The organism is Halomonas sp. H5 (assembly GCF_050613175.1).
GTDB lineage: Bacteria > Pseudomonadota > Gammaproteobacteria > Pseudomonadales > Halomonadaceae > Bisbaumannia > Bisbaumannia salifodinae.
Window position 1 is genome coordinate 2,809,760 of the sequence record NZ_CP192510.1, and the last position, 12,338, is coordinate 2,822,097.

The 12,338-nt window shown below is 60.4% G+C and carries 6 protein-coding genes, 2 tRNA genes, 3 rRNA genes and 1 other RNA gene; 2 read left to right on the forward strand and 10 right to left on the reverse strand.

Annotated features, from left to right (window positions below):
- Positions 1-25 precede the first annotated feature (25 nt).
- The 9 genes from recR to ACQ1W9_RS13055 form a co-directional block, all read right to left on the reverse strand.
- The gene (gene recR / locus ACQ1W9_RS13015) at positions 26-631 is read right to left on the reverse strand and encodes a recombination mediator RecR (protein ID WP_431023758.1); all 606 of its coding nucleotides are present in this window, start codon (positions 629-631) and stop codon (positions 26-28) included.
- Complete coding sequence (locus ACQ1W9_RS13020) at positions 631-957, reverse strand: YbaB/EbfC family nucleoid-associated protein (RefSeq protein WP_431023759.1); 327 nt, start codon at positions 955-957, stop codon at positions 631-633. Before ACQ1W9_RS13020 ends, recR begins: the two co-directional genes overlap by 1 nt.
- Before the next feature lie 44 nt (positions 958-1,001).
- Positions 1,002-3,053, reverse strand: a complete 2,052-nt coding sequence (gene dnaX, locus ACQ1W9_RS13025) for a DNA polymerase III subunit gamma/tau (RefSeq protein WP_431023760.1) — start codon at positions 3,051-3,053, stop codon at positions 1,002-1,004.
- Between the two features lie 118 nt (positions 3,054-3,171).
- The gene (locus ACQ1W9_RS13030; protein WP_431023761.1) at positions 3,172-3,720 is read right to left on the reverse strand and encodes a YqhA family protein; all 549 of its coding nucleotides are present in this window, start codon (positions 3,718-3,720) and stop codon (positions 3,172-3,174) included.
- A 427-nt stretch (positions 3,721-4,147) separates the two neighbouring features.
- Positions 4,148-4,263: ribosomal RNA gene (gene rrf, locus ACQ1W9_RS13035) — 5S ribosomal RNA — on the reverse strand.
- Between the two features lie 109 nt (positions 4,264-4,372).
- Positions 4,373-7,260, reverse strand: a 23S ribosomal RNA gene (locus ACQ1W9_RS13040).
- A gap of 202 nt (positions 7,261-7,462) precedes the next feature.
- A tRNA-Ala gene (locus tag ACQ1W9_RS13045) sits at positions 7,463-7,538 on the reverse strand.
- A gap of 106 nt (positions 7,539-7,644) precedes the next feature.
- Positions 7,645-7,721, reverse strand: a tRNA-Ile gene (locus tag ACQ1W9_RS13050).
- Between the two features lie 93 nt (positions 7,722-7,814).
- Positions 7,815-9,354: ribosomal RNA gene (locus tag ACQ1W9_RS13055) — 16S ribosomal RNA — on the reverse strand.
- Together the 16S, 23S and 5S rRNA genes with 2 tRNA genes alongside form the textbook arrangement of a ribosomal RNA operon.
- A 683-nt stretch (positions 9,355-10,037) precedes the next feature.
- Here ACQ1W9_RS13055 and ACQ1W9_RS13060 point away from each other — a divergent pair.
- The gene (locus ACQ1W9_RS13060) at positions 10,038-10,733 is read left to right on the forward strand and encodes a DUF2201 family putative metallopeptidase (RefSeq protein ID WP_431023762.1); all 696 of its coding nucleotides are present in this window, start codon (positions 10,038-10,040) and stop codon (positions 10,731-10,733) included.
- Positions 10,734-10,816: 83 nt separating this feature from the next.
- Here ACQ1W9_RS13060 and ffs read toward each other — a convergent pair.
- Positions 10,817-10,913: signal recognition particle sRNA small type (gene ffs, locus ACQ1W9_RS13065), an RNA gene on the reverse strand.
- Between the two features lie 177 nt (positions 10,914-11,090).
- Between ffs and ACQ1W9_RS13070 the strand changes: the two genes are divergently transcribed.
- The gene (locus ACQ1W9_RS13070; protein WP_431023763.1) at positions 11,091-12,314 is read left to right on the forward strand and encodes an ATP-grasp domain-containing protein; all 1,224 of its coding nucleotides are present in this window, start codon (positions 11,091-11,093) and stop codon (positions 12,312-12,314) included.
- Positions 12,315-12,338: the final 24 nt, after the last annotated feature.

Sequence of the window (12,338 nt, forward strand, 5' to 3'; positions counted from 1 at the left end):
GTTTCCAAACTTGAAGGGGCCGACGCTAGTCGCCGGCGAAGGGCTGACGGCCCAGAAAGGCGCGGCTCAGGGTGCCGCCATCCACGTATTCCAGCTCGCCGCCCATGGGCACACCATAGGCCAGCCGCGACAGGCGGATCGACCGCCCCTGGAGCTGGCTGGCGATATAGTGGGCGGTGGCCTCCCCCTCCACGGTGGGATTGGTGGCCAGGATCATCTCCTCGATGGGTTCCTCGGCCAGGCGCGCCTCGAGGCGATCGAGGCCGATATCCTCGGGGCCGATCCCGTCCAGGGGCGAGAGGTGACCATGCAGCACGAAGTACTGCCCCTGATAGCCTCCCGCCTCCTCGATGGCCAGCATATCCGCCGGTGACTCCACCACGCACAGCACCCGCTCGTCACGCCGCGTGCTGCGACACAGGGTGCAGACCTCCTCCTCGGTGAGGGTCCGGCAGCGGCGACAATAGCCCACCGCCTCCAGGGCCTCGCCCAGTACAGAGGTCAGCCGTCGCCCGCCCTCACGATCACGCTCGAGCAGGTGCAGCGCCATGCGCTGAGCGGTCTTGGGCCCGACGCCGGGCAGCACCCGCAGCGACTCCATCAGTCGCTCGACCAGGGGCGAGAAGCTCATCAGAACGGCATCTTGAAGCCGGGGGGCAGGTTCATCCCGGCGGTGACCTCTTCCATGCGCGAGCGAGAGCTCTCCTCCACCTTGCGCACGGCGTCGTTGACGGCGGCGGCCAGCAGGTCCTCGAGGAGCTCCTTGTCCTCTTCCATCACGCTGGGGTCGATCACCACACGGCTCACGTCATGGCGACCATTCATGGTCACCCGGATCATGCCGGCGCCGGCCTCGCCGGTCACCTCCGCCTTGGCGATCTCCTCCTGGACCCGCTGCATCTTCTCCTGCATTTCCTGGGCCTGTTTCATCAGGTTACCCATTCCACCCTTCATCATGGTGTGTCCTCTATCTCGTCGTGGGAAAGTGTCGGTACGCCGCCTCAGGAGGCCGGCGTTTCCGGGGTCACGCTGCTCTCCTGGAGCCGCGCACCGAAGGTCTCTTCCAGCTGCCGCACCTGGGGGTCGGCCTTGAGGGCCGCCACCGCCTCGGCATGACGCTCCGCGGCCAGGCGCTCGGCGCGTGCCTGGGGTGTCTCGATGCCTGCCGGCAACTCCGCCACTTCGACCACCAGGCGGCGCGAGAGATCCTGGGCGGCCAGCGCCGCCTGGATACGCTGATGGTGTACCTCGGCATTCATCGCCGACTGGGAAGGGTCGAGGCGCAGGTGCAGCGTCTGGCCATCGTCGACCTCCACCACGCAGTGGGCCGCCAGGTTACGGGTCAGCCCGCCCAGCCCCAGGCTCTCGAAACGATCCAGCCAGTCCGCATGATCGAGCAGGCCGCTACCCGAGGGCGCCCCCTCGGTCGTTGGGGTGGGCGTGGTGGTATCAAGCGGCGCCCGAGGCGATTCCGGGGCCGGCTCGCTGGCCGCCGCCGGGGGGGGAGCCGGCATGGCGGCAGGCGCCTCGGCGAATTCTTCAGCCGGCCGCTCGACCGGCGAGGGCCTATCGGATTCGGCCGGGGCCTCGGTCTGCGGCGGCAGCGTCTCGGGATACGGCTCCCAGGGCGGCGGCTCCTCCGCCGGCCGGGCCATGTCATGCCCCACCGCTTGGGCCGGCGCCTCGTCCAGACTTGGCGCCATGGCGGCCTCCCGCGGCAACTCGGCCGCCGTCGGAGGAGACGATGGCGGTGCTTTGGGGACTTCGGCCGGAGCGGCAGCCGACTCGGGGATCCCGACATGGCCCGCGCCAGGAGCGCCCGGGGGTGTCTCGGACGGTGCCAGCTGATGCGAGGGGGGTGCCTCGCTGCGTGCCGGCTCACCGACAGGAGCCCCGCTCTGGTTCGGCTCGGCACGCAGCGGCAACGGCGTCTGGGCCGGCCTGGGCACGCCCTGGGGGCGGAAGGCCAGCATGCGCAGCAGGGTCATCTCCAGGGCACCGCGAGGATCCGGGGCCTGGCCCATATCGGCACGGCCCTGAAGGCCGATCTGGTAGTAGAGCTGCACGTCCTCGGCGGTAAAGCGCGCGGCCAGGGCCAGCAAGGCATCGCGATCACCATGAGCGTTGCTGACGCCCCCCGGCACCATCTGTGCGACCGCCAAACGGTGCAGCACCCCGACCAGGTCATCCAGCACGCCGGCGAAATCGGGGCCCTGTTCCGCCAGGCTGGCCACCTCCGCCAGCAGTCGAGCGGCATCCACCTCGGCCAGGGCCTCCAGCAGGGCCAACACATGGCGATGATCCAGGGTGCCCAGCATCGCCGCCACATCGCCGTGGCGCACCTCGCCCTGGCCGAAGGCGATGGCCTGATCGGTCAGGCTCATGGCATCGCGCATGGAGCCATCCGCGGCCTTGCCCAGCAACCACAGGGCGCTCTCGTCGAAGGCCACGTGTTCGGCGGTGAGTACCTGGGTCAGGTGCTCCACCACCCGCTCCGGCGGCATATTCTTGAGGGTGAATTGCAGGCAACGCGACAGCACCGTGACCGGCAGCTTCTGGGGGTCGGTGGTGGCCAGCAGGAACTTCACATGGGGCGGCGGCTCTTCCAGGGTCTTGAGCAGCGCATTGAAACTGTGGGTGGAGAGCATATGTACCTCATCGATGAGGTACACCTTGTAGCGCCCCTGGGTGGGTGCGTACTGGACGTTGTCGAGCAGCTCCCGGGTATCTTCCACCTTGGTGCGCGATGCCGCATCCACCTCGATCAGGTCGACGAAACGCCCCTCATCGATGGCCCGGCACGCCTCGCAGGTGCCACAGGGGGTGGAGGTCACCGCCTCGTCGCCCTCGCCCTTGGCGGTACAGTTCAGGCACTTGGCCAGGATACGTGCCAGGGTGGTCTTGCCCACCCCGCGGGTGCCGGTAAACAGATAGGCATGGTGCAGGCGGCCCTGATCCAGGGCATTGACCAGTGCGCGGCGCACATGGTCCTGACCGACCAGCTCATGGAAGGTGCGCGGACGCCATTTGCGGGCCAAGACCTGATAGCTCATGCAGTGCGGAATCCTTACGGCAAGAAGTGGGGCGCCGACCCAGGGCCGAGCGATAACCCCCTATTCTAGCGGTTGGGGTCCATAGCGGAAAGCGGCGGAACCGGTTACCGCTCCCGCGCTACTCCTTGCGCTGGGCCCGGCTCATCAGGAAAAGCGCCGCGGCGAGGGCCAGTACCGATAGCGCCAGGTAGATGGCATCCAGCGGGGTCTGGAAGCGAATATCCACCACGGCGCGGAAGAACTCGATGATCACCGCCAGTACGACGACCCGGGCGATCTTGTCCTTGAGCTGATCGAAGGAGTGAACATTGAAGGGGTGGTGGGGAGTATGCTCCTCGGCCTGCTCGATCGGCGACACGAACAGCCGATAGACTCCCAGGCCGAAGATCAACAGGACGATCGCCACCAGATAGATATCCACCGCCATGACCACGCTGGGCACCAGCGTATCGTGGATATCCACGGTGCCGCCGACGGTATAGTAGGTCAGGGTGGCGATCACCAGCTTGATGATATCGATGGTCCCGATGACGAAGAGCACCACGGCGGCGGCCAGGCTCGGCAGCACGGCCAACATCACCAGGAAACGCGAGTTCCATAGCCAGCGCTCGAACTGTCGCTCCCTGGCGCCCTGCCTGGGAGGCTTGGGCCCGGACTCCGTCGTCATGCATCGCTCCTCATCAGGTCTCGTGCCACCAGCCTAGCATTCAATAATACCTCGGCGGATGATCACAAAACGAAAAAACCCCAGCCTCTGTCGAAGCTGGGGTTTCTGAATAAGTGCCTGACGATGGCCGCGCCAGGCTCCGGCGGTCGGCGTCCCGATACTCGCGCATGGGGGTGAGACCGCCCGGCCCTTCGTGGCACCGCCACGAGGGCGGTCGAACGCCCCGAGCCGGCGAGGGGCCGGACCGCGAAGCGGCCCCACGAGGTAGAGAGCGGGTCTCCCCATGCCATAAAAAAACCCGAACACTGAGTGTCCGGGTTTTTTCGAAATAAGTGCCTGACGAGGATCCGGGCGGCGTTCCGCTACTCTCCATGGGAGACCCCCAAACGACGAAGCCCCGACCAATGGTCGGGGCTTCTGAATAAGTGCCTGACGATGACCTACTCTCGCATGGGGAGACCCCACACTACCATCGGCGCTGAGCGGTTTCACTGCTGAGTTCGGCATGGGATCAGGTGGTTCCCACTCGCTATGGTCGTCAGGCGTAAACGGTGGCCGGCTGCGTTTGTGTCGCAACCCGCCTATGAATCATGCTGTTGAGGATCGTCTCACGTATCCGGCGCGTACCATCGCGCAAACCCCTTGGGGTTATATGGTCAAGCCTCACGGGCCATTAGTATCGGTTAGCTCAACGCCTCGCAGCGCTTCCACACCCGACCTATCAACCAGCTAGTCTTGCTGGACCCTTTAGGAGGCGCAAGGCCTCAGGGAAGTCTCATCTTGAAGGGGGCTTCCCGCTTAGATGCTTTCAGCGGTTATCCTGTCCGCACATAGCTACCCGGCAATGCCACTGGCGTGACAACCGGAACACCAGAGGTGCGTCCACTCCGGTCCTCTCGTACTAGGAGCAGCTCTTCTCAAACTTCCGACGCCCACGGCAGATAGGGACCGAACTGTCTCACGACGTTCTAAACCCAGCTCGCGTACCACTTTAAATGGCGAACAGCCATACCCTTGGGACCGACTTCAGCCCCAGGATGTGATGAGCCGACATCGAGGTGCCAAACACCGCCGTCGATGTGAACTCTTGGGCGGTATCAGCCTGTTATCCCCGGAGTACCTTTTATCCGTTGAGCGATGGCCCTTCCATACAGAACCACCGGATCACTAGAACCTACTTTCGTACCTGCTCGACGTGTCTGTCTCGCAGTCAAGCACCCTTATGCTCTTGCACTCAATGCACGATTTCCGACCGTGCTGAGGGTACCTTCGTGCTCCTCCGTTACTCTTTGGGAGGAGACCGCCCCAGTCAAACTACCCACCACACACTGTCCTCGCCCCGGATGACGGGGCTGAGTTAGAACGCCAATGATGCCAGGCTGGTATTTCAAGGTTGGCTCCACCCGAACTGGCGTCCGGGTTTCCAAGCCTCCCAGCTATCCTACACAAGCAACATCAGCGTCCAGTGTGAAGCTATAGTAAAGGTTCACGGGGTCTTTCCGTCTAGCCGCGGGTACACAGCATCTTCACTGCGATTTCAATTTCACTGAGTCTCGGGTGGAGACAGTGTGGCCATCATTACGCCATTCGTGCAGGTCGGAACTTACCCGACAAGGAATTTCGCTACCTTAGGACCGTTATAGTTACGGCCGCCGTTTACCGGGGCTTCGATCAGGAGCTTCGGCCGGAGCCTAACACCATCAATTAACCTTCCGGCACCGGGCAGGCGTCACACCCTATACGTCCGCTTGCGCGTTTGCAGAGTGCTGTGTTTTTAATAAACAGTTGCAGCCACCTGGTATCTTCGACCGGTTCGTGCTTCCACCGTGGGGTGTTCACACTACGCCGGCGTGCCTTCTCCCGAAGTTACGGCACCATTTTGCCTAGTTCCTTCACCCGAGTTCTCTCAAGCGCCTTGGTATTCTCTACCTGACCACCTGTGTCGGTTTGGGGTACGGTCTCACAGAATCTGAAGCTTAGAGGCTTTTCCTGGAAGCGTGGCATCAATGACTTCCAGACCGTAGTCTGTTCGTCTCGTCTCTCGGCCTTGAGATCCCGGATTTGCCTAAGATCTCGGCCTACTGACTTTCACCAGGACAACCAACGCCTGGCTCACCTAGCCTTCTTCGTCCCCCCATCGCAATTCTGTGAGGTACGGGAATATTGACCCGTTTCCCATCGACTACGCCTTTCGGCCTCGCCTTAGGGGCCGACTCACTCTGCTCCGATTAGCGTCGAACAGAAACCCTTGGTCTTCCGGCGGGGGAGTTTTTCACTCCCCTTATCGTTACTCATGTCAGCATTCGCACTCGTGATACCTCCAGCGGGCTTCTCAACCCACCTTCATCGGCTTACACGACGCTCCTCTACCGCTCGTCATTCGACGAACCCGTAGCTTCGGCACCTGGTTTGAGCCCCGTTACATCTTCCGCGCAGGCCGACTCGACTAGTGAGCTATTACGCTTTCTTTAAAGGATGGCTGCTTCTAAGCCAACCTCCTAGCTGTCTAAGCCTTCCCACATCGTTTCCCACTTAACCAGGATTTTGGGGCCTTAGCTGACGGTCTGGGTTGTTTCCCTTTTCACGACGGACGTTAGCACCCGCCGTGTGTCTCCCACGCTGCACTCACCGGTATTCGGAGTTTGCCTCGGGTTGGTAAGCCGGGATGGCCCCCTAGCCGAAACAGTGCTCTACCCCCGGCGGTGATACGTGAGGCGCTACCTAAATAGCTTTCGAGGAGAACCAGCTATCTCCGGGCTTGATTAGCCTTTCACTCCGATCCACAAGTCATCCAAATCTTTTTCAACAGATCCTGGTTCGGTCCTCCAGTTGATGTTACTCAACCTTCAACCTGCTCATGGATAGATCGCCCGGTTTCGGGTCTATATCCAGCGACTGGTCGCCCAGTTAAGACTCGGTTTCCCTACGCCTCCCCTATACGGTTAAGCTCGCCACTGAATATAAGTCGCTGACCCATTATACAAAAGGTACGCGGTCACAGAACGAGTCTGCTCCCACTGCTTGTACGCATACGGTTTCAGGATCTATTTCACTCCCCTCTCCGGGGTTCTTTTCGCCTTTCCCTCACGGTACTGGTTCACTATCGGTCAGCCAGGAGTATTTAGCCTTGGAGGATGGTCCCCCCGTCTTCAGTCAAGGTTTCTCGTGCCCCGACCTACTCGATTTCACTGGATCAGGTTTTCGGCTACGGGACTATCACCCCCTATGGTCGAGCTTCCCAGCTCGTTCGCCTAACCAGTCACCAGCTTAAGGGCTGGTCCCCGTTCGCTCGCCGCTACTTGGGGAATCTCGGTTGATTTCTTTTCCTCGGGGTACTTAGATGTTTCAGTTCCCCCGGTTCGCCTCCTGCACCTATGGATTCAGTGCAGGATACTCATCTTATGATGAGTGGGTTTCCCCATTCGGAAATGTCCGGGTCACAGGTTGTTTGCCACCTCACCGAACCTTATCGCAGGCTACAACGTCCTTCATCGCCTCTGGCTGCCAAGGCATCCACCGTATGCGCTTAATCGCTTGACCATATAACCCGAAGGGGTCTGGTCGCGATTGGTACGATAATTGCCGGATACGCTTGAGACGTATCTTCAATTTGTCAGCATGATTCATATTGTTAAAGAGCGACTGTCAATCGACAGTCATAAACCGGTCATCATGGTCGATGATGATGGCTTATGACTGTGGATCCGATCAGAAATTGACTGTTTGGTGGGGCGTGGGGAGATGGTGGAGCCTAGCGGGATCGAACCGCTGACCTCCTGCGTGCAAGGCAGGCGCTCTCCCAGCTGAGCTAAGGCCCCACTGATACCTAACCTTGATCTGGGAATTTTATTCAGACCAAGGCATTTTGTGGCGACGCATAGCCTGCTATGCGAGTCACAAAATAACGCAGGACTGGATAAAATTTGGTGGGTCTGGGCAGATTTGAACTGCCGACCTCACCCTTATCAGGGGTGCGCTCTAACCAACTGAGCTACAGACCCGGCTAACCATAGGACATCCGTCCTAACAGTCATTTGCTCTGGTCGATCAGGTAATTCATTGTGGACACTTGCCGGCAGGCGGCAGTCGTCGTTTAAGGAGGTGATCCAGCCGCAGGTTCCCCTACGGCTACCTTGTTACGACTTCACCCCAGTCATGAACCACACCGTGGTGATCGCTCCCCCGAAGGTTAAGCTAACCACTTCTGGTGCAGTCCACTCCCATGGTGTGACGGGCGGTGTGTACAAGGCCCGGGAACGTATTCACCGTGACATTCTGATTCACGATTACTAGCGATTCCGACTTCACGGAGTCGAGTTGCAGACTCCGATCCGGACTGAGACCGGCTTTATGGGATTAGCTCCACCTCGCGGTATCGCAACCCTTTGTACCGACCATTGTAGCACGTGTGTAGCCCTACCCGTAAGGGCCATGATGACTTGACGTCGTCCCCACCTTCCTCCGGTTTGTCACCGGCAGTCTCCCTAGAGTTCCCGACCGAATCGCTGGCAAATAGGGACAAGGGTTGCGCTCGTTACGGGACTTAACCCAACATTTCACAACACGAGCTGACGACAGCCATGCAGCACCTGTCTGTGCGTTCCCGAAGGCACCAATCCATCTCTGGAAAGTTCGCACGATGTCAAGGGTAGGTAAGGTTCTTCGCGTTGCATCGAATTAAACCACATGCTCCACCGCTTGTGCGGGCCCCCGTCAATTCATTTGAGTTTTAACCTTGCGGCCGTACTCCCCAGGCGGTCGACTTATCGCGTTAACTGCGCCACAAAGTTCTCAAGGAACCCAACGGCTAGTCGACATCGTTTACGGCGTGGACTACCAGGGTATCTAATCCTGTTTGCTACCCACGCTTTCGCACCTCAGTGTCAGTGTCAGTCCAGAAGGCCGCCTTCGCCACTGGTATTCCTCCCGATCTCTACGCATTTCACCGCTACACCGGGAATTCTACCTTCCTCTCCTGCACTCTAGCCTGACAGTTCCGGATGCCGTTCCCAGGTTGAGCCCGGGGCTTTCACAACCGGCTTATCAAGCCACCTACGCGCGCTTTACGCCCAGTAATTCCGATTAACGCTCGCACCCTCCGTATTACCGCGGCTGCTGGCACGGAGTTAGCCGGTGCTTCTTCTGCGAGTGATGTCCTTCCTGAAGGGTATTAGCCCTCAGGCCTTCTTCCTCGCTGAAAGTGCTTTACAACCCGAAGGCCTTCTTCACACACGCGGCATGGCTGGATCAGGGTTTCCCCCATTGTCCAATATTCCCCACTGCTGCCTCCCGTAGGAGTCTGGGCCGTGTCTCAGTCCCAGTGTGGCTGATCATCCTCTCAGACCAGCTACGGATCGTCGCCTTGGTGAGCCGTTACCTCACCAACTAGCTAATCCGACATAGGCTCATCCGATAGCGCAAGGTCCGAAGATCCCCTGCTTTCTCCCGTAGGACGTATGCGGTATTAGCGTGAGTTTCCCCACGTTATCCCCCACTATCGGGCAGATTCCTATGCATTACTCACCCGTCCGCCGCTCGACGCCTGGAAGCAAGCTTCCATCGTTTCCGCTCGACTTGCATGTGTTAGGCCTGCCGCCAGCGTTCAATCTGAGCCATGATCAAACTCTTCAGTTTAAAATCATTGTGGTTCTTACTTGTCACCCGAAGGTAACAAAAGCGAACCAAACTTTGCTCAAGGTTCAAACGTTCTCAAAAAGACCCGAAGATCTTTGACGAGTCGCTTGCCTTGATGATTTGGTGACTTCTCACCGCCTCACCGACAAGCGCCCACATGAATTACCTGATCGATTGTTAAAGAGCGGCTCCGGACTCTCTTAAAGAGCGGAGCGTCTCGCTTTGGTCGCTGTTGCGACGCCGCTGCGAGGAAGCGACATTCTACCGATTCGGCCGCTGCTGTCAAGCCCTGCTCGGCGACCCTGAGGCGTGCTGCGAGGCAGCGACCCGTGGTCATCCGAGTCGGCGACTGGCCGGTCGGTGTGGCGATGCATTCTACCGCATCCGGCCGATCTGTCAATCTCGATTTTCTTGAGAGAGTTTCGAAAACCCCAACAGAAACAAGCACTTTTGCCACTCAGTGCCGCTGGCCACGATGTCCGTCGCCGGCAGCGGATGCGTACTTTACGGATTTCCCCGGGGCCCTGCAAGGACTTTGGTAAAAAACTTTCAGTCCCGATGACTTGGCCTTGGCCGCTCACTTACGTCTTCTGTCATCGAAAGCCGACGGCGCCCTCCCCTCCCCTGACATAGGCTGATAAAGCGGGGCGATGCCCCCGACCCACTCATGGAGGAGTCTGGCCATGCCTTTGATCGATAGCCTGAGTCCCAGGCAACGCCTCCTGTCAGACGAGACAGCCTGCGATGATGGCAGCGCCCTGAAAGCGTCTCAACATCGACAGTGGCAACAAGACATCCGGGCCTGGGCCAATCGTGCGGAGATATCGGCACGCTTGGCCCGACACCTCATTCCGGTCGCGGTACTGGATGATCGCCTCGACACGGTGACCACCGATGGCCGACACCTCTTCTTCAATGCACGCTTTGCCGCGACCCTGAGGCTGGCGGAGCGACACTTCATCACCGCCCACCTGGTGTGGCATTGCGTCTGCGGCCATATCGTGGCGCAGCCGCATCGGGATACCCTGCGCTGGAACCTGGCTTGCGAACATGAAGCCAATTACCTGGTATTGCTCGAAGGGCTACGCCTTCCCCAGGATGCGGTCTTCTACTTTTCCCAGGCCGGGCGCAACAACGGCCAAGTCTACGACTGGCTGGCCGCCCACCCTCACCCACAGCATGACCACCATTTCGATCACCACCCCCTGGATATGCCCCGAGACCACGGGGAGGTGATCCGAGTGGATCCCGACTACGCACCACTCGACGCCGACGACATCCTTGCCGCATGGTGGCTGGCACAGGCTCAGCGGGAAAGGCTGGCCAAGCCACTGCGCATTTATCTGGCAAAGCGCGCCATGAGCAATGGCATAGGATAGACAGCAGACGCAGGGGGAGTCCGGCCAGGCCATTGGGAGGACTGGGGCTCGGGAGAAAAACGGCGGGGCTAAAATGGAGGCGGCCCCGACAGCCACATCCCGGCACACGCATCCACCACTACCGTTGCTCCCTTCCGGGCCTGGCGGGGTTTGCAGCTTCGCGTTGCGGGAGGACCGACGGGGCCACCATAGCGGAGGACCTTCGAGGCCTCGAGAAGAGCCATGCAAGAACAGCGACTTGGCTCGACGCGAGGCACTATAACAGCGGCCCGGCGGCCTCGCAAGGCCGGTGGCAATTCCCCGCCCTAGCGTCCAAGGTTAAAGGGATAGCCACCCATCGAGCCAGAGAGACATCCCATGAAGAAGCACCCGGACAAGGGCTATATCGCACTCCTCGGCTGGAGCCTGAATGCCATCGAGGCCGCCGAGGACTTCGATCGCCGCTACGTGGTCGTCGCCCCGGACTGGGCCGAGCCTTACTGCCAGGAACATGATATCCCCTACGTTCCCTGGAACTTCGAGCGCCTCAACGACCGCTCCCTGGAAATTGCCGAGACCCTGAAGCGCATGGGCGTCGATGTCGCGATTCCCCTCTTCGAGGAGACCGTGGAGTGGGCCGGCGCCATCAACTCGGTACTGCTCGACAACCCTCGCCTGCTGGGACAGTCGATGCTGATGCGCGATAAGTCCCTGATGAAGCGTCGTGCCCAGTTGGGCGGCATTCGCGTGGGCATCTTCGAAGAGGCCCACGACCGCGAGGACGTGATGCGTTTCCTGCGCCGCGTCAACCAGACCCTGCTCAAGCTCGACGGCGACCCCAATGACCCGATTCATCTCAAGGCCTTCGACAAGGCCGGCTGCCTGGGGCACCGGATGATTCGTACCCCCGACGACGTGGATGCCATTCCCGACGAGGAATTCCCCGCGCTGATGGAGTCCCACCTGGATGGCTGGGAATTCGCCGTCGAGGCCTGGATCCATAATGGCAAGATCCGTTTCCTCAATATCTCGGAGTACGTGACCCTGGGCTATTCGGTGTTCGTGCCCGCCTCACCGACCCTGGAGAAGTATCGCGCCCAGATCACCGCCCAGATCGAGAAACTGATCAAGACCTTCGATATCGAGTTCGGCCTGATCCACCCCGAGTACTTCGTCACCAGCGACGGCGAGATGTATTTCGGCGAGGTGGCCTATCGGCCGCCGGGCTTCAAGGTCTTCGAGTTGCTGGAGCGGGTCTACGGCTTCAATGCCTACCAGGCCAGCATGCTGGTCTTCGATCCCAAGAGCACCGAGGCAGAGGTCGAGGCCTTCTTCCCCCGGGAAGTGGTCGATGCCAAGGGCTATGCCGGCTGCTTCGGGGTCTATCCTCGCCGCCGGGTGGTCAGCCGCCTGGAGATCCCCGAGGAAACCGAGGATCACCCCTACTTCGAGTCCCATGAGCTGACCCCGCCGCTGCAGGAGACGGTGACCAAGCGCTCGGCCTTCGGTACCCATTGGGGGCTGATCTATTTCACCGGCGAGGATCCCGAGACGCTGCGCGATCTGCTCAAGCAGCAGGAGGACCTGGATTTCTATGTATAATCATTTGCCGGCCCAAGACTAAGG

Excerpts from the sequence above, each read along its gene's own strand:
- recR (WP_431023758.1), bottom strand. The coding sequence starts at position 631 with ATGAGCTTCTCGCCCCTGGTCGAGCGACTGATGGAGTCGCTGCGGGTG.
- ACQ1W9_RS13020 (WP_431023759.1), bottom strand. The coding sequence starts at position 957 with ATGATGAAGGGTGGAATGGGTAACCTGATGAAACAGGCCCAGGAAATG.
- dnaX (WP_431023760.1), bottom strand. The coding sequence starts at position 3,053 with ATGAGCTATCAGGTCTTGGCCCGCAAATGGCGTCCGCGCACCTTCCAT.
- ACQ1W9_RS13030 (WP_431023761.1), bottom strand. The coding sequence starts at position 3,720 with ATGACGACGGAGTCCGGGCCCAAGCCTCCCAGGCAGGGCGCCAGGGAG.
- ACQ1W9_RS13060 (WP_431023762.1), top strand. The coding sequence starts at position 10,038 with ATGCCTTTGATCGATAGCCTGAGTCCCAGGCAACGCCTCCTGTCAGAC.
- ACQ1W9_RS13070 (WP_431023763.1), top strand. The coding sequence starts at position 11,091 with ATGAAGAAGCACCCGGACAAGGGCTATATCGCACTCCTCGGCTGGAGC.